Origin of the sequence: Spongiactinospora gelatinilytica (assembly GCF_003236385.1) — a bacterium.
Taxonomy (GTDB): Bacteria; Actinomycetota; Actinomycetes; order Streptosporangiales; family Streptosporangiaceae; genus Spongiactinospora; species Spongiactinospora gelatinilytica.
In genome coordinates this window covers 22,758-40,770 of the sequence record NZ_POUA01000005.1, presented here as the reverse complement: position 1 = coordinate 40,770, position 18,013 = coordinate 22,758, and the positions used below count along the sequence as shown (strand labels likewise).

17 protein-coding genes are annotated in these 18,013 nt (G+C 72.5%); 8 read left to right on the top strand and 9 right to left on the bottom strand.

All coding sequences use genetic code 11. The features are described from left to right. Positions 1–50: 50 nt before the first annotated feature. Both C1I98_RS01315 and C1I98_RS01310 read left to right on the top strand, forming a co-directional pair. Positions 51–1,238 (top strand): enolase C-terminal domain-like protein, encoded by a 1,188-nt coding sequence (locus C1I98_RS01315; protein WP_111165192.1) that lies wholly within the window; start codon positions 51–53, stop codon positions 1,236–1,238. Between the two features lie 18 nt (positions 1,239–1,256). Next, positions 1,257–2,240 carry an NAD(P)-dependent oxidoreductase gene (locus C1I98_RS01310; protein ID WP_111165191.1) on the top strand — a complete coding sequence of 328 codons (984 nt, stop codon included), beginning with the start codon at positions 1,257–1,259 and terminating at the stop codon, positions 2,238–2,240. On the opposite strand, the gene ggh is transcribed toward C1I98_RS01310, so the two are convergent. After that, positions 2,192–3,502 (bottom strand): glucosylglycerate hydrolase, encoded by a 1,311-nt coding sequence (gene ggh, locus C1I98_RS01305; RefSeq protein ID WP_111165190.1) that lies wholly within the window; start codon positions 3,500–3,502, stop codon positions 2,192–2,194. The two genes, C1I98_RS01310 and ggh, sit on opposite strands and share 49 nt — an antisense overlap. A gap of 165 nt (positions 3,503–3,667) precedes the next feature. On the opposite strand from ggh, the gene C1I98_RS01300 reads away from it, so the two are divergent. After that, positions 3,668–4,861: an ROK family transcriptional regulator gene (locus tag C1I98_RS01300; protein WP_158557835.1), complete on the top strand. Its 1,194-nt coding sequence runs from the start codon at positions 3,668–3,670 to the stop codon at positions 4,859–4,861. Positions 4,862–4,863: 2 nt separating this feature from the next. Here C1I98_RS01300 and recD2 read toward each other — a convergent pair whose 3' ends face one another. Continuing rightward, positions 4,864–7,017: an SF1B family DNA helicase RecD2 gene (gene recD2, locus C1I98_RS01295; RefSeq protein ID WP_233506983.1), complete on the bottom strand. Its 2,154-nt coding sequence runs from the start codon at positions 7,015–7,017 to the stop codon at positions 4,864–4,866. A gap of 143 nt (positions 7,018–7,160) precedes the next feature. Here recD2 and C1I98_RS01290 point away from each other — a divergent pair, with 143 nt between their 5' ends. After that, positions 7,161–7,751: a CGNR zinc finger domain-containing protein gene (locus C1I98_RS01290; protein WP_111165188.1), complete on the top strand. Its 591-nt coding sequence runs from the start codon at positions 7,161–7,163 to the stop codon at positions 7,749–7,751. Positions 7,752–7,815: 64 nt separating this feature from the next. After that, on the top strand, positions 7,816–8,307 hold the full coding sequence (locus C1I98_RS42550; protein WP_233506982.1) for a phosphatase domain-containing protein: 492 nt from the start codon (positions 7,816–7,818) through the stop codon (positions 8,305–8,307). Positions 8,308–8,734: 427 nt separating this feature from the next. On the opposite strand, the gene C1I98_RS01280 is transcribed toward C1I98_RS42550, so the two are convergent. Both C1I98_RS01280 and C1I98_RS01275 read right to left on the bottom strand, forming a co-directional pair. Next, positions 8,735–9,028, bottom strand: a complete 294-nt coding sequence (locus C1I98_RS01280; RefSeq protein WP_199536647.1) for a hypothetical protein — start codon at positions 9,026–9,028, stop codon at positions 8,735–8,737. Between the two features lie 121 nt (positions 9,029–9,149). Then, positions 9,150–9,998 (bottom strand): NAD-dependent protein deacetylase, encoded by an 849-nt coding sequence (locus C1I98_RS01275; protein ID WP_111165209.1) that lies wholly within the window; start codon positions 9,996–9,998, stop codon positions 9,150–9,152. 9 nt (positions 9,999–10,007) lie between these two features. Between C1I98_RS01275 and C1I98_RS01270 the strand changes: the two genes are divergently transcribed. Then, positions 10,008–10,448, top strand: coding sequence for a hypothetical protein (locus tag C1I98_RS01270; protein ID WP_146607224.1), 441 nt, complete (start codon positions 10,008–10,010; stop codon positions 10,446–10,448). On the opposite strand, the gene C1I98_RS01265 is transcribed toward C1I98_RS01270, so the two are convergent. After that, positions 10,445–11,011 (bottom strand): TetR/AcrR family transcriptional regulator, encoded by a 567-nt coding sequence (locus tag C1I98_RS01265; protein ID WP_158557834.1) that lies wholly within the window; start codon positions 11,009–11,011, stop codon positions 10,445–10,447. The genes C1I98_RS01270 and C1I98_RS01265 overlap by 4 nt on opposite strands. Positions 11,012–11,248: 237 nt before the next feature. Between C1I98_RS01265 and C1I98_RS01260 the strand changes: the two genes are divergently transcribed. Further along, the gene (locus tag C1I98_RS01260; RefSeq protein WP_111165185.1) at positions 11,249–11,995 is read left to right on the top strand and encodes a class I SAM-dependent methyltransferase; all 747 of its coding nucleotides are present in this window, start codon (positions 11,249–11,251) and stop codon (positions 11,993–11,995) included. Between the two features lie 7 nt (positions 11,996–12,002). Here the strand turns inward: C1I98_RS01260 and C1I98_RS01255 are convergent, their stop codons facing one another. Then, positions 12,003–12,860, bottom strand: a complete 858-nt coding sequence (locus tag C1I98_RS01255; RefSeq protein ID WP_111165184.1) for an NAD-dependent epimerase/dehydratase family protein — start codon at positions 12,858–12,860, stop codon at positions 12,003–12,005. Between the two features lie 75 nt (positions 12,861–12,935). Continuing rightward, positions 12,936–13,520, bottom strand: a complete 585-nt coding sequence (locus C1I98_RS01250) for a nuclear transport factor 2 family protein (RefSeq protein WP_111165183.1) — start codon at positions 13,518–13,520, stop codon at positions 12,936–12,938. A gap of 340 nt (positions 13,521–13,860) precedes the next feature. On the opposite strand from C1I98_RS01250, the gene C1I98_RS01245 reads away from it, so the two are divergent. Next, positions 13,861–15,294, top strand: coding sequence for an MFS transporter (locus tag C1I98_RS01245; protein WP_146607223.1), 1,434 nt, complete (start codon positions 13,861–13,863; stop codon positions 15,292–15,294). Positions 15,295–15,334: 40 nt separating this feature from the next. On the opposite strand, the gene C1I98_RS01240 is transcribed toward C1I98_RS01245, so the two are convergent. Together C1I98_RS01240 and C1I98_RS01235 are read right to left on the bottom strand one after the other, a co-directional pair. After that, on the bottom strand, positions 15,335–16,237 hold the full coding sequence (locus C1I98_RS01240; RefSeq protein WP_111165181.1) for an alpha/beta fold hydrolase: 903 nt from the start codon (positions 16,235–16,237) through the stop codon (positions 15,335–15,337). A 6-nt stretch (positions 16,238–16,243) separates the two neighbouring features. Then, complete coding sequence (locus tag C1I98_RS01235) at positions 16,244–18,007, bottom strand: acetyl/propionyl/methylcrotonyl-CoA carboxylase subunit alpha (RefSeq protein ID WP_111165180.1); 1,764 nt, start codon at positions 18,005–18,007, stop codon at positions 16,244–16,246. Positions 18,008–18,013: the final 6 nt, after the last annotated feature.

Genomic DNA, 18,013 nt, shown 5'->3' with positions numbered 1-18,013 from the left:
GCCTCATCGGAGTTACGTTCACTTATCTGACAAATCTGCGGGATTGCACGATGAGAATCACCGACGTCCGCTGCGTCGAGTACACCGGCTCGATGCGCCTGCCCGGCCCGCTCTGGGACGAGCGGCTGCGGCGCCCCACCGACATCTACCCCGAGCGCGCCGCCGACGGGCCGCTCCAGCCGCCGCTCCGCGACGACGGCGGCGTCGAGGTCCGCTCGATCTTCCTGCACGTCGACACCGACGAGGGGATCACCGGGACCACCGCCGTGCTGTCCGAGCAGCAGGCGCACACCGTCTTGACCGTGCTGCGCCCGCAGTTGCTCGGCGCCGACCCGCTGGCCGCCGAGCGGATCTGGGACCTCGGGTACCGCTCGATGATCCACGGCCGGGCGGGAACGGGCATGCTCGCCCTCTCGGCGGTGGACTGCGCGCTGTGGGACGTCCGCGGGCAGTACTTCGGCGTTCCCGCGCACGTGCTGCTCGGCGGCCCCACCCGCCAGGAGGCGCCCGCGTACGTCTCCACGCTGGGCGACTCGCTGGCCGTCGAGGACGTCGCCCGGCGTACCCGTGAGCTGGTCGCGGCGGGGTTCGGCGGAATCAAGTGGTTCCCCCGCTGGGGTCCGGGAGACGGACGCCGGGGGGTTGCGCGGGTGGTGGAGCTGGTCGCCACGGTACGGGAGGCCGGGGGTCCGGGCCTGGACATCATGCTGGACGCCTGGAGCTCCTGGGACATCCCGTTCACCGTGGACGTCGCCCGCGAGTGCGCGCCGCTGCGGCTGCGCTGGATCGAGGAGCCGCTGCCCGCCGACGACACCGCGGGGTACGCCGCGCTGCGCCGCGACCTCGGCGGCCTGGTCCGGATCAGCGGCGGCGAGCACGAGTACACCCGCTGGGGCATCGCCCGCCTGCTCCGCGAGGACCTGCTGGACCTCTACCAGGCCGACCCGCACTGGGGCGGCGGCATCAGCGAGATGGTCAAGATCTCCGCGCTCGTCTCGGCGGCCGGACGGCAGTTCATCCCGCACGGGCAGTCCCTGCAGTGCAACGCCGCGCTCACCTTCGCCGCGAGCCCGGCGGTGATCCCCGAGATGGAGTACCTGGCCCGGCTCGGCCCGCTCTACCAGCACTTCCTCACCGATCCGATCGCCCCCGTCAACGGCCGTGTCGCCGCGCCCGCGACGCCCGGGCTGGGCATGCGCCTGGCCGGAAACCGCGTGCTCGACGCACGCCCGCTCTGACCTTCGCCGAGGAGGAACATGATCATCACCTGCCTGTCGGACTACGACGAGGAGCTGGTCCGCCGGCTCGCGGGGACCGGCGACGCCGAGATCCGGATCGCGCCTCGCACCGGCGGCCAGGCCGACGTGGCCGGGCTGGTCGCCGACGCGGACATCGTGATCGCCGACGCGGCCCGCCACTACGTGCTGGACGCCGCGGCCATCGACGCCATGCGGCGCTGCCGGTTCATCCAGCAGCCCGCCGTCGGCTACGACACCGTGGACGTCGCCAGGGCCGCCGAGCGGGGCATCCCGGTGGCCAACGCCCCCGGCTACAACGCCGCCGCCGTCGCGGACTGGACGATCATGGCGATGCTCGTCGTGCTGCGCGGCGGCCTGGCCGCCGACGCGTCCCTGCGCGGCGCCGGCTGGGCCGCCCGTCCGCTCGGCGAGGAGCTGGGGGCGCGGACCGTCGGCCTGGTCGGCATGGGCGCGGTGGCCAGGGCCGCCGCGGCGCGGCTGCGCGGGTTCGGCGCGGCCGTGGTCTTCACCGCGCGCACCCCGCGCGAGGTCGAGGGGGCTCGGCAGGTGGACTTCGGCGACCTGCTCGCCACCGCGGACGTCATCAGCCTGCACCTGCCGATCACCGCGCAGACCCGCGGCCTCATCGGCCGCGCCGAGCTGGCCGCGATGCGCGAGGGCGCGATCCTGGTCAACTCCGCGCGCGGCGGGCTGGTCGACCACGACGCGCTGGCCGAGGGACTGCGCGCGGGCCGGCCGGCGGCCGCCGCGCTGGACGTCTTCGACCCCGAGCCGCTGCCCGATGACTCCCCGCTGCGCGGGCTGGGCAACGTCTACCTCTCCCCGCATATCGCCGCGGGCACCTGGCAGGCCAGGTCCCGGGTGCGCGCCATGGTCGGGGAGAACCTGCGCAGGGTCATCGCAGGCGAGCGGCCGCTGCACGTCGTGAACGCTCATGACCAGGCCGTCCAGTCCAGCGCCGCGGCGGCCGTCCAGGACTGAGCCCGGCTGCCGAGCGCCTGCCCGGACAGCGGGTCGTAGTACTCGGCGAAGCTGAGGTCGCCGAGCTGGCGCAGGGCCTCCTCGCGGAGCCGCCCGGCCAGCTCGGCGTCACCGTGCCGCCGGGCCGCCCAGCTGAACAGCCAGGTCATCACCGGCCACTGCGGGCCGCGCCAGTACCGTCTGCGGTCGAACTGCGCCGCCGCCGGCGACGTGCTCGGCGGTACGGCGTGCCGCAGCGCCCGGTGGCCGCACCAGTCGGGCCCGAGCAGGAGTTCCCGCTGGCGGGCCAGGACGTCCGCCTCCGCGCCGCTGATCAGCGGCGCGAACCCGCTCAGCGCGGCGGAGTGCAGCAGGCGGCCGGACCGCAGGTCGCGGTCGGTGGCCAGCCCGGTCTCCGGGTCCACGGCCGCGGCGACCCCGGCGCGGAACCGGGCGGCCACCTCGCTCATCTCGGCGGCGTCGGCGCGGCGGCCGAACTCCTCGGCCAGCTCGCCGATGATCTCGGCGGTTAGCGCGAGCAACGCGGAGAAGAAGACGTCGGCGACGTGGAAGTCGATCGTCTTCCTGATCGCCTCCTCGTCGTAGCGGACGGCCACCATCTGGTCCACGAGCCAGATGTAGCGGCGGTACTCCTCGTCGGTGGGGCGCTGCCGGACCTCGCCCACGTGCCGGGTGTCGGTACGCGTGAACGGTTCCATCTCGCCCGGCATCACCCGGGAATAGGGGAAGTCCCAGCGCGGGGAGTTGTCCATGCCGGACTCCCAGCTGTGGTGGATCTCCACCAGCCCGTGGCCCTCGGGGTCGCGGCTCGCGGCCAGCCAGCGGTGCCAGGCCAGCCAGCCGGGCAGGGTGCCGGCCACGAAGTCCTCCGCCGTGCGCCGGTCGGACCCGCCGCGCCTGCGTCCTTCCTGGAGGATGCACGCCAGCGCCACGCTATGTACGGGTGGCTGACAAATTCCCGATGTCCGTAATGCCGGCGGGTCGATCGCCAGCTCGCTCCGCCAGCGCTCGGGGCCGGGGAAGTAGGCCGAGGGGCGATCGAACACGATGTGCGGGATCATCCCGCTCGGCCACTGCGCGGCCAGCAGCGACGTCATCTCCGCGACGGCCCGCGGCACCGAGAGCCGGGAGATCCCGACCGCTACGAACGCGGTGTCCCAGCTCCACTGATGTGGATAGAGGTCGGGCGAGGCGACGGTGAGATGACCGAGATCGTTGCCGCGCAGCACGGCCGCGGCGGCGTCCGCCAGAGCGGCCGTCATGGTCTGCCGTCGGTGTCGCGCGGACCAGGCGTGGGGAAAGTTACGGCGGGGGCGGGCAAGAAATCTCCCTTTTGATGCCAAGATTCTGTATGGTCGTCGAACATAATGAGGTCGATCTCGCCGGTCAAGAGCATGGCCGCACCACATGAAGGAGAATGTGGGTCCGTGACGGTCTTTCGGCACCCCGACCCCCCGGCCGCTCCACCAGGACAGGCCGCGAGCGGACCGGCCTCCCCGGGTCACCTGCTCGAACTCATCCGCACCCGCCCGGGGTGGACCCGCCAGCAGTTGCTCAGCGCCACCGGCATGTCCCGGACCACCCTGTTCGAGCGGCTGGACCAGCTCTTCCGGGCGGGCCTGGTGTACGAGTCCGGCTCCACCGGGTCGTCGGTGGGCCGCCCGGCCCAGCGGCTCAGGTTCGACGACCGCAACCGGGTCGCGCTCGTCCTGGACCTCGGCCAGGCGCACGGCCGCATCTCGATCGCCGACCTGTTCGGCCGCACGCTGCGGATGGAGACGCTGCACCTGGACATCTCCCGGCCGCCCGGCGAACTGCTGCCCAAACTCCTGGACCGCGCCGACAAGCTGCTGCGCGTGGACGAGGAGGCGCAGGTCGTCGGGATCGGCATGGGCATCCCCGGCCCGGTGGACGTGACCACCGGGCGGCTCGGCGCCAGCACCACCATGCCGGGCTGGGAGGGCTACGCGATCGAGGAGACGGTCCGCGCCCGCTGGGACGTGCCCCTGCTGATCGAGAACGACGCCCGCGCCTTCGCTCTCGGCGAGGCGTCGGCGAGCGGCGAGCGGGGGGTGCTGCTCGCCGTGAAGTACGCCACCGGGATCGGCGCCGGGATCGTCGTGGACGACCGGGTGATCGGCGGCGCGGACGGCGCGGCGGGCGACATCGGGCACATCAGGGTCACCGACGACGGCCCGCGCTGCCGCTGCGGGCGGCGCGGCTGCCTGGCCGCCTGGGCCTCCGGCAGGGCGCTGCTCGACCAGCTCGCCGGCCACGGCGTGCACACGCTTGAGGACATCGTGCTGAGCGCGAACGCCCAGCACCCCGACGTGATCGCCGCCCTGCGGGAGGGCGCGCGGCGGCTGGGACGGGTGCTGGCGACGCTGGCCGCCACGCTCAACCCGAGCACGCTGGTGCTCGGCGGCATCATCGGGCAGTTGCCGATCGTCGCCGACGAGGTCGGCCGCCGGGTCAGGGCCGACGCGATGGAACGGGCCACCCGGCGGTTACGCGTCGTCCCCGCCAGGAACGGCGACGAGAGCGCCACGCTCGGGCTCACCCTGATGGTCGCCAAGCACGTCTTCTCCCCCGAGGCCATCGACACCATGCTGGGGGTCTGAGCTCAGCGCGATGCGGCGGCCAGGCCGGCCGCCAGGCGCGCGGCCAGGCCGGTGTTCCTGCGCCCGCCGAGCCGCCGCGCCGCCGACTCCAGGGCCTCCCGGCCGCCGACCAGCACCACCCAGGACCGCGCCCTGGTCACCAGCGTGTAGAGCAGCCTGCGGCGCAGCATCGCCGAACCGGCCTCGCCCACGATCGGGGCCACCACGAAGGGGTACTCGCCGCCCTGGGAACGGTGCACGGTGATCGCGTAGGCGTGAGTGAGGTCGTCCAGCTCGCCGAAGGCGTACTCGACGTCCCGCCCGTCGTCGGTACGGATCTTCACCACGCGCTCGGGGACGTCGACCTCGGTGACCGTGGCGGTCTCGCCGTTGAAGACGCCCTTGTCGTAGTTGTTGCGGATCGGCATGACGCGGTCGCCCGGCCGGAACACCGCGGGCCCGGCCCAGTGCTCCGGCACGCCGTCCCGCGCGGGGTTGAGCCGTTCCTGCAGCCTGCGGCCGATCTCGACGCTGCCCGCCGCGCCCTTGCGCGTCGGGCACAGCACCTGGACCTGCCCCGGATCGACGCCCTGCTTGCGGGGGATCGCCTCGGTGGCCAGGTGGACCACCCGCCGGGCGACCGCGTCGGGGTCGTCCAGCTCCTCGAACCAGAACCCGCCGCCGCCCGGCGGCCTCGGCAGCCCCCCCGCCCGGATCAGGTGGGCGGCCGAGATGATGCCGCTGCCGCTCGCCTGGCGGAAGACGTGCGTCAGCCGGACGCGCGGGACCTCCGGAACCCGCAGCACGTCGTCCAGCACGTTGCCGGGGCCGATGCTGGGGAGCTGGTCGGCGTCGCCGACCAGCAGCAGGTGGCTGCCCGCCGGGACCGCCGAGGTCAGCCGGGTGGCCAGGTGCAGGTCCAGCATCGACGCCTCGTCCACCACGACCAGGTCGGCCCCGGCGGGCGAGTCCTGGAACAGGGTGCCCTCCTCCGGTTCGCCGCGGCGGGCGAGCATCCGGTGCACGGTCATCGCGGGCAACCCGGTGGCCTCCGACAGGCGTTTGGCCGCCATGCCGGTCGGCGCGGTCAGGGTCACCGTGCCGCCCATCGCCCGCACGGTCGCCGCGATCACCCGCACCGTGTGGCTCTTGCCGCAGCCCGGCCCGCCGGTGAGCACGGAGACCGTGCTGGTCAGCGCCAGGTTGACGGCCGCGCGCTGGTCGTCGTGCAGGGTCTCGTCCTCCGCGTAGGGGCGCATGGGCAGGGTGGAGCGGGCCCGGCACAGCCGGGCGAGCTGCGCGGCCAGTGCGCTCTCCCGGGCGTGCTGCTCCTTGATGTAGACCACGGCCTGCCCGGGGACGACGGGCGAGGGCTCCACGACGATCCGCTTCTCCGCGGTCAGCGCGTCGATCGCCGCGCGGACCAGCTCCTCGTCCTGCTCGACCAGCCGGGCGGCGGCGGCCAGCAGGACGGGCATCGGCATGTAACAGTGCCCGTCACGGGCCGCCGCGGCCTCCAGCCGGTCCAGCACCCCGGCCCGGATCCGGCCGCCGTCGCGCTCGGGCACCCCCGAGCGCAGCGCGATCCGGTCGGCGGTGTGGAAGGCGATCCCCCTGACCTGGCCGATCAGCCGGTAGGGGTCGCCGGTGAGGATCTGCGCCGACTCCTCGCCGTAGACCTGGTAGATCTTGGCCGCGAGCAGCGGGCTGATGCCGAGCCCCTGCAGGACGACCATCAGCGCGGCGATGGCCTTCTGCTCCGCCCAGGCGGCGACGATCTGCGCCTGCCGGGTCGCGCCGATGTTGATCACCTCGCGCAGCCGGGCCGGCTCGGTGTCGATGATCTTCAGGGTCTGCTCGCCGAAGTGGCTGACGATGGCGTGCGCCAGCCTCGGGCCGATCCCGCGGACCAGGCCGGAGCCGAGGTACAGCGTGATGGCCCGGACGGTGGAGGGCACCACCCGCTCGCACTCCTTGACCACGAGCCGGTCGCCGTGCCGCTGGTGGCGCTCCCACTCGCCCGCCAGCCGCAACGTCTCCCCGGGCTGCACTCCGGCCAGCGGCCGGCCGGAGGCCACGAACCCGGGCCGGTCGTCGGCGGTCATCCGCGCGACCGTGTATTCGTCGTCGGCCACGAACACCAGCCGCTCGACCGTCGCCTGCACAGCCGTCAGCACGGCCCACCCCGGTTTCCCGACATCACGCGTCACTCCACCGCCGGACAATACCCAAGCCGCCCGACACTCCGATTCGGCACCTGTAGACCACGTAAGGGCTATATTCTGGCTTTAGCAGTTACCGGGCTGAAGGAGGGAGTGGCGTGCGGATCTCCATCCGCGACTATGCGGCGGCCGCCGCGGTGGCGACCGAGCTGGTCAACGGGTCGTCGTCGGTGCGGGGCGCGGCCGGTGACGCGCTGCCCGATCCGGGGGCGCTGGCGGAGTTCCTGGCCGGGCACGACGTACCGCTCGACGCCCCGGGAGCGCGCAATCCCACCTCGACGGACCTGCACCAGGTCCGCCTGCTGCGCCGCGAGGTGCGCGCCGTCCTCGCGGCGGCGACCGAGGACGACGCGGTGGCGGCGGCGGGCGTGCTGGCCGGCTGGGCCGGCCTGGCCCCGGTGCTGGGGCGCGACGCGGATGGCGGGTGGCGGTGGGAGGTGCCGACCCGGGCGGGCGCCCCGCTGGTGGCCGAACTGGCCGCGCTCGTCGGCATCGGGCTGCTGGGCGTCTTGCGGACACTGGGGCACGACCGCTTCCGCGCCTGCGCCGCCCCGGGCTGCCGGGGCCTGTTCGCCGACACCAGCAGGGCCGGCCGCCGCCGCTACTGCACCCCCGACGCCTGCGGCAACCGGGTCAACGTGGCCAACCACCGCGCCAGACGTACCACCGAGGAAGGCTCCCCCCGATGAACACCCCACCAACCACCTCTCCGAGCAGGCCGCCGGACGGCACCTACGTTCAAGGCCGGCCTCGATGAACACCACAATGAATGCCTCGCCGAACGACCCGCCCAGCGGGCCGCCGCTGCCGGGCGCGATAAGGCTGCCGGACGGCTGCTGGGTTCGCGGTCGTGGCCTACGCCGGCCATCGCCGGGCGGCCCCGCGCCCGATGCCGGTCTCTATCTCGGCTCACGCCGGCTCCGCCGCCGCCACGACGACGGGCTGCGGTGGCCGCGCGAGTGGCTCGACTGGCCCGACTTCCTGCTCCCCCGCGACCCGGCCGAGGCCGTCCGGCACATCCGCGCACTGCACGACCAGGCACGCGCGGGCGCGGCGGTCGAGGTGGCCTGCGGCGGCGGAGTCGGCCGTACCGGAACCGTCATCGCCTGCCTGGCCGTCCTGTCCGGCCTGAATCCCGCCGACGCCGTCACCTGGACCCGCGAACACCACCACCCCCGCGCCATCGAGACACCATGGCAACGCCGCTGGGTACACCGCTTCCCCCACCGGCACGCCATGCCGTGACACGGTATTCGGCCCCGCGACCACCCATACGGTCGAGCCGCCATGGCGGCGCCGCCTCCCCCTGTATCCCGGCAGCGATAGCGGGCCGCGACGCGAGCAACGCCCGAAGACCGTCCACGATCGCGCCGCCGCACCAACAACACGCCACGTCATGCCACGACCATCACCCACGCGACCACCGGCGTAGTCGAGACGCCATGCCGGCGCCGCAGCCCGGCCGAGGTACCGCACCGCGACACGGGTAACGTCCCGGCGGCCGTCACGATCAAGACACTGCGACGGCACCACTCCCCGGCGCAGGCCCCCACCGCGCGTCGTCCCGTCACCCAGTCTCCGCGCGATCAAGGCCCCGTGACAGCGCTGCTCCCCGGCGCTGGTCCGGACCGGCACGTTGGGATGTTGCGGTGTCGGTCGGGGCCGTGGGGTGTCAGCCGCCGCGGGAACCTGCGGTGATGGGTACGGCGCGCATGTGGACGTTCCTGACGAACAGGGTGTCCACCGCGGCGAGTGCCCAGCGCATCCGCTGGACCGCGGTGTCCGGATAGTCGCCATAGACCGCGGCGACCTCTCCGGCGCATCCCCTGGTGCCCCCGTGCGCGCGCACCGCCGTACGGATGGCCTGGGTCGCCTCCTCCGCGCCGGGCAGGCCGGACGCGGAGAGCGGGCTGACGAACAGAGCCTCGGCCCGCGCGGCGTGGAGCAGGTCGGTTACATGGGACATGGCCGGCACTTCCCTTCCTCTCTCGGTCGCGCTGCGAAGTGCGCGCACCTTTACAGAGCCAGGACGCCGGAGCCCTGATACAGAGAAAAGGGAGCGTGTCCCAGCCGATGTACGGCGGGGATCAGGTCGCCGGGCAGAGCTGCGCCGCGAGCGCGCCGAGGGTCGGGCCGAGGGGGGCGTCGAGGGTCACCATGGCCTGGGCGTCGCCGCGCGTGGGACCTTGGTTGACGATCGCGATGGGGATGGCGAGCTCGGCGGCGTGCCGGACGAATCGGTACCCGGACATCACGGTCAGGGACGACCCGAGGACCAGGAGCAGGGCGGCGCGCCCGGTCATCGCGTAGCACTCCTGCACGCGTACGCGCGGCACGTTCTCGCCGAAGAAGATGACGTCGGGTTTGAGCACACCGCCGCAGCCGCGGCAGTCCACGATCGTGAACGACTCGATCAGGTCGTCGTCGAGGTCGGCGTCGCCGTCGGGGTTGATCTCGCCCGCCGCGGAGTCCCAGCCGAGGTTGGCGGCGGCGAGCCGCCGGTGCAGCACATGCCGCGGGCTGCGCTCGCCGCAGGACAGGCAGCGGACGCGGTCCAGGCCGCCGTGCAGCTCGACGACGTCGCTCGCGCCCGCGGCCTGGTGCAGGCCGTCCACGTTCTGGGTGATGATCCCGGCCACCAGCCCGCGGCGTTGCAGCTCGGCGACCGCCCGGTGACCGGCGTTGGGCAGGGCCCCGGTGATGTGCCGCCAGCCCAGGTGGCTGCGCGCCCAGTACCGCCTGCGGGCCGCCACGCTGCCCACGAACGTCTGGTAGGTCATCGGCCGAGCCTGCCGCTTCCGGCCGCTTTCACCGCGATAGTCGGGTATGCCGGACTCGGTGGACAGCCCGGCCCCGCTCAGGACCACGACCCCGCCGTCGGCCACCAGGTCCGTCAGGAGCCCGAACGTCGAGCCCGTTTCCGCCGCCGTCTCAATCACATCTCCATGGTGCCCGATCGCCGGGCGGGCGAACTGTCGGGGATCTCTGCTGAGATGGTCGGCCTGCGCGCCGCCGATGAGCTGGGCTGGGTGCGACCTCGAACCCCGATGGGCACGCTGTCCATGCTGTCGTTTCTCACCGACTACGGTCCGGACCAGGTCAGGCGGCTGATCATGGACTATCGGGCGCGGGCCGCCGAGCCCGGCTTCCGGCCGCGGCTCGGCCCGCCGGAGTTCGAGTCGGCCGCGCGCGCCGCCGTCACCGCCCCGGACCCATGGCAGGCCCTGCACGAAGCCCTTGAGTCGTGGCGCCCGCTGAACGACGACCACATCGCCCCGATCAGTCTGCTGGCCGACCCTCAGATAGCCCCGTTGATCACCCCGGACCTCGGCCGGCGGATCCTCAGCACCCCACGCGGAAGGGACAGAAAGCCGACTTCCGACTAAACGGAGGTGGACGTCCGCGCCGTCGCCGTCTCCACCGCGATCACGTCTTGCACCAGCTCCACCGCGAGCCGGGCGTTCTCGTCCGTGCTCAGCGTGGAGCCCGAGGTGAAGAGGCCGTTGATGATCAGCAGGATGCGGTCGGCGAGCCGCTGGGGATCGGCCGCCGTGGTGCGCCGGGCCAGCGTGCAGATCTGCTCACGTACCGCGCTGAAGTGCTCCAGCGCCGTACGGTGCACCGGATGCCCCTCCTCGGGGAACTCCGCGTAGGTGTTGCGGATCGGGCAGCCGCGAGGGCCGGGAACGCTCCTGCCGACCACCCGGACCAGCTCGACCAGTTGTTCCTCCGGCCGCTCGCCCACCTCGACCGCGGCGGCGAAGCTCCGCTCCCAACTGCCCTCGCACCGGTGCAGATAGGCGGTCACCAGCTCGTCCTTGCTGCCGAACTCCCGGTAGAGCAGTTGCTTTCCGCAACCTGCCGCGTCGATGATGCGCTGCATCCCGACGGCGTGTACGCCATAACGGTCGAACAAGTCGGTCGCGGCGTCGAGAATGCGCTCACGCACGCTGGCGGACGGTTGCCGTGCCATAAGGCGATAATAGCAGACCAATCAGTCCGGGCAGCGGCGGAAGGCCGGACGAGGCCGCCTGGCCAGGCACGCCGGAATCCCGTGGCCGCCCGTAGTTTAGCCGCCGCCGGATGGCCCGCGGCCGGACACCGGCCTAGCATCGATTCCGCATATCGCCCCGCGAGATCCACCAGGCGGCGGCCGGCGAACCGGCGAGTGGACGGAGTACCCGGAATGGCCCAGCAAGAGCGGACTTTCTCCCAGGCGGATTATGATTTCGACGCGCTGTACGCCGGACGTGCGACATTCGAGGGCTCTGATCCGGGCGCGGGGTTCATTCCCTGGGACATCGGCGAACCTCAGCCCGTGATCGTGGAGCTGGCCCGGGCGGGCGGTTTCCGGGGCAAGGTGCTCGACGCGGGCTGCGGCCTCGGCGAGAACGCGATCATGCTCGCGTCCGCCGGCCTGGAGGTGACCGGTGTGGACGGCTCGCCGAGCGCGATCGAGCAGGCCGGCCGGCGGGCCGCCGAGCACGGCGTCCGGGCGCTGTTCAAGGTGGCCGACGCGACGGAGCTGCGCGACATCGGGACCGGTTTTGAGACGGCGCTCGACAGCGGCCTCTACCACTGCCTGAACGGCGAGCAGCGCTCGGCGTACGCCGCCGCCCTGCACCGGGTGTGCCGACCGGACGCCACGCTGCACCTGTTCTGCTTCGCCGAGTCCGTCCCCGCGGGAACGCCGATCGCCCAGGAGGTCCTGGTCAGCGCGGACGACCTGCACACTCACCTGGACCGGCACTGGCGGATCGAGGAGATCACCGAGACCGCGTTCGCCACCGGGTTCACCCGTGAACTGCTCGCCGAGATGTGGAAGGCGGGCGCGCCGGACGTCGTGGCCCCGCCCGACCCGGACGGCCTGCGGGTGGACGAGCGCGGGCGGGTGCTGACGCCGATGTCGCACGTGCGCGCGCGGCGCAGGTGACCCACGGTCACAGGGCCCCCGCCTCGTACGCGGTGTAGACGGTGGGATAGATCGGCCGGAAACCCAGCTCGCGGCGGATCTTCGCGGTGTCGACGATGCCTTCCCAGGGATCGGCGGGCCCCTGGTCCACCGCCGGGCCGGTGCCCGGTTCGGTGACCGATTCGCCGTTGAGCTCCCGGAGTTCCAGGTGGGTGACGGGCGCGTCGTCGGCCACGTTGTACGTCCGCCCGTCCACCCCCTCGGCCCGCACGGCCCGTAGGAGAGCCTGACCGACGTCGGCGTGGTGGACCAGGTGCAGCCGCTTGTGCGCCGGCCAGTCCCGGGCCCAGGCCAGCGACTCGGCCAGGTGCGGATCGCCCTCGCCGTACACGAACGCCAGGCGTACGATGCGCACCGGCAGCCCCTCCGTCCGATGGAGCCGCAACAGCGCCTCCTCCGCGGCCACCTTGCTCGTCGTGTAGGCCCAGGCGGGCGGCGCCGGCTCGTCGGCCTCCCGGGCGGGCCGGCCTCGGCCGGGACCGTACACGAGGGTGGTGCCGGCGCTGACGAAACGCGACACGCCCGCGCGAAGGGCGGCCTCGGCCAGCTCGATGGTCGCGGTGCGGTTGACCGCGACCGCCTCCTCGTCACCGACCTCGCGGAACGCCGCGCCGAGATGGACGACCGCGGCCACCCCCTTGAGCGCGCCGGCGAGCGCGCCGCCGTCACGCAGGTCGCCGATGACGACCTCGGCGCCGAGCCGGGCGAGCGGCTCGGCGCGCACCGGGTCGCGGGCCAGGACGCGGACCGGCTCGGCCCGCCGGAGCAGGCGGGGAACGAACCGGCTGCCGACGCGACCGGTCGCGCCGGTCACCAGGATGGTCATGGGAACTCCTGAAACGGGGCCACTATAAAATGGGCCGGCATCCGGTCCGCCGCGGTCGGAAAATGCTTCAGAACGCTACCAGGGCCAGCGCCAGCCGTCGTTGTCGGGAACCACCCAATAATGGTCGAGCACGACCTTCGCAAAGTACCAGCGATCGCCTCTGCGGACGTACTCGTCGGAAAACTGGCCGATACTGCTGAACGCCATGCTGTCCTTGTTGAACCTGATCTGCTCTTCAAAGAAGCACACGCCTGTGGCGGTCTCCCCGTCAAGAACGCGAACCTGGTGCCCGTGGACGAAGTTCTTCAGTGCGATGGCGGTGGCGTTGCGCATGTCCCGGATCTGCTCCAGCAGCCGGCCATAGTAGTCCCTGACCTCCTTGCTCCCGTGGGCCTGGCCGTATTCGCCATAGTCGAGGTGCGCCTCGTCGGTGAACAGCGCGGCAAGGGCGTCCCATTCTTCGTTGTTGAGACAGCGATGGAACTCAGCTCGCAGGCTGGTGAGATCGCGGACGGCCTCCAGTTCCGCAACGCGTTTCGTGAGCTGCTTCAGTGTGCCGGCCGCATCCACATCGTCTAACATCCTGCTACCTTTCGGATCAATGCCGCCCGGCGATGGACGGACGCGATCGCGGCGCGCGCGCGGCGCGGCCGGTGACATGCCAACGGTCGCAAGCGGGTGTGGTGGCCGCAAGGGTTCCCGCCCTGTTCTGTGGTACAGCCGAAGGACCGGCCGCCGCCCTCGCGGTCAGGTGCCGACGGCGCGGGCGGCGGTCTCCGGGGCAGATTCCCGTGCATTTCGGATACCAGGCCCGAAACCTCGGACCGATCCGTCCCAAGCGGCCGCCTCACCTTGACATGCCTTCGCAACCGTACGGATAATTCGACTGCGGACCGATCGGTCCAGGGCCGTACGAGCCGGCCGAGATGCCGGCGGAAGTCGCTGCGGCGGTCCGCGCCGCCCATCCCTTCTCTCGTTCCCGGCCGACCAGGAGTGCCGTGTGACTACAGAAACGACATCCGCCCAGCCCGATTCCGAAGTGGTGTATCCACGCCGCTGGGCCGCGCTGGTCGTCCTCCTTGTGGCCTTCATGCTGGATTTGCTGAGCGTCACCATCGTCAATGTCGGCCTGTCCGCGATCCAGCGCGATCTCGGCGCCAGTCCGACCGATTTGGAGTGGATATCCGCCGCCTACCTGCTCTCCTTCGCCGTCGCATTGATCACCGCCGCCAGGCTGGGTGACCTGCGCGGCCGGAAGCTGGTTTTCATACTCGGAATCGTCGCCTTCGCGGTGGTCAGCGTATGGTGTGGAATCGCGCGCAGCCCGGGCGAGCTGATCGCCGCGCGGGTGCTTCAGGGATTGGCGGCCGCCGCGATCGCCCCTCAGGTGATGAGCATTCTCTACACGATTTTCACCGGCCGGGAGCGCGCCACGGTCTTCGGGACCTTCGGTCTGGTCTCCGGGATCACGCAGGCCGGTGGGCTGATCCTCGGCGGGGTACTGATCACCGCGGACGTCGCCGGGCTCGGCTGGCGCATGATCTTCCTGGTCACCGTTCCGGTGGCGATCGTGCTGATCCCTCTCGCGATCTGGCTGGTCCCGGAGAGCCGCGCGGCCGGCGGCGCCCGGCCCAGATGGGGCGCCACCGGCGTGCTCGTCGTCGGGCTCGTCGCGATCGTGTTCCCGCTGCTGGAAGGCCGTACCTACGGCTGGCCCGCGTGGTGCTGGCTCCTGCTCGCCGCCGGTGTCCTGGCGGTGGTGGGGCTGGCGATCGTCGAGCAGCGCGATCCGCGGCGGCGGGCGGGCGCCCTGCTGCCCGTGGCCCTGTTCCGCAACCGGACCGGCGCCGGCGGGCTGCTCGTGCTGCTGCTCTCGTTCTCCGGTTTCAGCGGCATCATGATGATCATCCCGCTGTGGTTGCAGGACGGGCAGCGCTACTCGGCGCTGAGCGCGGGCCTGGTCTCGATCGCGTTCGCCGCCGGCGGGCTGGTCATGGCGATGCCGACCGGGCGGCTCACGGTACGGTTCGGGCGGTTCATCGTGCTCGCCGGGTGCCTGCTTTCCGTGGTGGGCGGGCTCATGCTGCTCGTCGCCGTACAGGCCGGCTCGCCGGTCAACGCCTGGTCGCTGGTGCCGGGCCTGTTCGCGCTCGGCGTCGGGATGACCCTGGTCATGCCGCCGCTGACCACCCTGTTCCTGTCGGCCGTGCCGCCCGAGTACGCCGGATCGGCCTCCGGTGTCTGGACCACCGGCCAGCAGTTCGGCAGCGCGCTCGGCGTCGCGGCGTTCAGCACGCTGTTCTTCACCGTCCTTGAGGGTGCCCGGGACTACCAGGGGGCGTTCACCACGAGCATGATCGCGGTGATGGCGGCCCTGGTGGTCAGCGCGGGACTGTGCTTCACCCTCGCGCCGAACAGGCGGCACGCCCAGTAGCCGCTCCCCCCGTGATCCGGCGCGAGGACGGGTGCCTGGCTCAGGTCGTATCCGAGTTCGACCGGGCCAGGCATTCGTCCGCGAACGCGAGCACGCCGAGGTGGTAGTCGCGGGCGGCGTAGCCGAGGCTGATGTTGTGCCCGGCGCCGGCCAGGTGCTCGGTACGCACGAAGGGAGCGGCCAGCCGGGCCGTCATGGCCTCGACGGTCGCCGGGTCGCAGCGCCACCAGCGTTCGTGCTCGGCGAAGGTGAACCGCACCGGAACCCGGACCTCACGGGCCACCTCCGGATACCGGCGCGGCCACTCCGGTATCTCCGCCGCCTCCCGGGGCGGGACCGGCGCGGCGAGCCGCATCGCGTGCTGGAAGGTCCTCGGCGGGTACAGGCGCAGCGGACCCCAGCTCAGGGATCGGGTACGCCGCCCGTTCACCTCGCCGCGCAGGTCACGGTCCACGGCCCAGCGGTCGCTGATCCCCGAGACGTCCACGCCCAGCAGCGCCGCCTCGCCGCTCCAGCCCGCCGCGACCGCGAGCGCGACCTTGCCGCCCAGGGAGTGACCGACGATGACGAAGCCCGCTCCGATGGGGTGGCGGCCGTGGTAGCCGGTGAGGGCCTGCCGGACATGGTTCGCCTGTTCGGCCAGTTCCAGCCCGTCGGGCACCGTGGCCGCGGAAAGGCCGTACCCCGGCCGGTCCAGCGCGAGCGCGGCGTGACCGCGCGAGGCCGCGAGGCTGAGCAACGAGGCGGCCGGGTCGGCGGTGCCGTGGAAGTACCCCGCGCGCATACCGGCGCCGTGCAGGGCGACGATCACGGCCCTTGGCGGGCCGGGCGGCAGCGCGAGCAGCCCGGAGAGCCGCAGCCCGGCCGCGTCCACCTCCACGGGACGGACCTGCGCGCCGGATGGGACGCCCCGCGCCTGCGGGGACGAAAAAGACAGCGTCATGACGTCCTAGTCGTTGATCCGGCAGATGACGGCGCCGGCGGAGACGGCCACGCCGACCGCGGCGGACAGGCCGCTGACGGTGCCGGAGCGGTGCGCGTTGATGGGCTGTTCCATCTTCATCGCCTCCAGGACCACGACGGGCTGCCCGGCCTGCACCGGTTCTCCGTCCGCCACGGCGACCTTGACGATCGTGCCCTGCATGGGGGCGAGCAGAGCGTCGCCGGACAGCGCCGAGCGGGACCTCTTCACCGCCCTGGGCCTGCCGCGCGCACCGTCGTCGCCGATGGACGTGGCGGGCTCGCCGCTCAGCGCGGGCAGCGAGATCTCCACCCGTCTGCCGCCGACCTCGACGACCACGATCTCGCGTTCGGCCGGCTGCTCCCGGCCGAAGGCGTCCGGCTCCTCGTAGGGGGCGATCCGGTTGTCGAACTCCGTCTCGATCCAGCGGGTGTGCACGCTGAACGGCGTGGCGTCGTCGGCGGGTACGAAGGCGGGGTCCTCCAGTACCGCCCGGTGGAAGGGCAGCACCGTGGGCATCCCGCCGACCTCGAACTCCGCCAGCGCGCGGCGGGCCCGGTCGATGGCCTGGCGGCGGGTCGCCCCGGTCACGACCAGCTTGGCGATCATCGAGTCGAACGCCTGCGGAATGGTCTGGCCCTGCGCGCACCCGGCGTCCACGCGCACCCCCGGCCCGGAGGGGGGCTGCCAGCGGGTGAGGGTGCCGACCTGGGGCAGGAAGTCCCGCCCCGGGTCCTCGGCGTTGATCCGGAATTCGAGCGAGTGCCCGCGCGGCACCGGGTCCCCGTAGCCCAGGGCCTGTCCGTCGGCGATGCGGAACTGCTCGCGGACCAGGTCGATCCCGGTCACCTCCTCGGTGACCGGATGCTCGACCTGCAAACGGGTGTTGACCTCCAAGAACGAGATCGTGCCGTCCCGGCCGACCAGGAACTCGCACGTCCCCGCCCCCACGTACCCGGCCTCGGCCAAGATCGCCTTGGAGGAGGAGTGGAGCAGCTCCAGTTGAGGCTGGGTCAGGTACGGGGCGGGGGCCTCCTCGATCAGCTTCTGGTGCCTGCGCTGGAGGGAGCAGTCGCGGGTGGACACCACCACGACGTTGCCGTGGGCGTCGGCCAGGCACTGGGTCTCCACGTGCCGGGGGCGGTCCAGGTACCGCTCGACGAAGCACTCGCCCCGCCCGAAGGAGGCGACCGCCTCGCGCACCGCCGACTCGAACAGGTCGGGCACCTCCGCGAGGGTCCGGGCGACCTTCAGCCCGCGGCCGCCGCCGCCGAACGCCGCCTTGATCGCGATCGGCAGGCCGTGATCGCGGGCGAAGGCCACCACTTCGTCGGCCGAGGTGACCGGGTCGGCGGTCCCGGCCACCAGGGGCGCGCCGACCTTCTGCGCGATGTGCCGGGCGGCCACCTTGTCGCCCAGCGCGGTGATCGCCCGGGGCGGCGGGCCGATCCAGGTCAACCCCGCCTCGATCACCGCCGCGGCGAACTCGGCGTTCTCGGCCAGGAACCCGTATCCGGGGTGCACCGCGTCGGCGCCCGCCTGCCGGGCCACGTCGAGCAGCTTGCCGATGGCCAGGTACGACTCGGCGGCCGTCTGCCCGCCCAGCGCGTACGCCTCGTCGGCCAGCCGGGCGTGCGGCGCGTCGAGGTCCGGCTCGGCGTACACCGCCACACTGGCCAGTCCGGCGTCACGACACGCGCGGGCGATTCGGACCGCGATCTCCCCGCGGTTGGCGATCAGGACCTTGCGCACGTGAAA

Coding starts and splice junctions, on each gene's coding strand:
- C1I98_RS01315 (WP_111165192.1), top strand. CDS start 51: ATGAGAATCACCGACGTCCGCTGCGTCGAGTACACCGGCTCGATGCGC.
- C1I98_RS01310 (WP_111165191.1), top strand. CDS start 1,257: ATGATCATCACCTGCCTGTCGGACTACGACGAGGAGCTGGTCCGCCGG.
- ggh (WP_111165190.1), bottom strand. CDS start 3,502: ATGACGGCCGCTCTGGCGGACGCCGCCGCGGCCGTGCTGCGCGGCAAC.
- C1I98_RS42550 (WP_233506982.1), top strand. CDS start 7,816: ATGAACACCACAATGAATGCCTCGCCGAACGACCCGCCCAGCGGGCCG.
- C1I98_RS01280 (WP_199536647.1), bottom strand. CDS start 9,028: ATGTCCCATGTAACCGACCTGCTCCACGCCGCGCGGGCCGAGGCTCTG.
- C1I98_RS01270 (WP_146607224.1), top strand. CDS start 10,008: ATGGTGCCCGATCGCCGGGCGGGCGAACTGTCGGGGATCTCTGCTGAG.
- C1I98_RS01260 (WP_111165185.1), top strand. CDS start 11,249: ATGGCCCAGCAAGAGCGGACTTTCTCCCAGGCGGATTATGATTTCGAC.
- C1I98_RS01255 (WP_111165184.1), bottom strand. CDS start 12,860: ATGACCATCCTGGTGACCGGCGCGACCGGTCGCGTCGGCAGCCGGTTC.
- C1I98_RS01250 (WP_111165183.1), bottom strand. CDS start 13,520: ATGTCACCGGCCGCGCCGCGCGCGCGCCGCGATCGCGTCCGTCCATCG.
- C1I98_RS01240 (WP_111165181.1), bottom strand. CDS start 16,237: ATGACGCTGTCTTTTTCGTCCCCGCAGGCGCGGGGCGTCCCATCCGGC.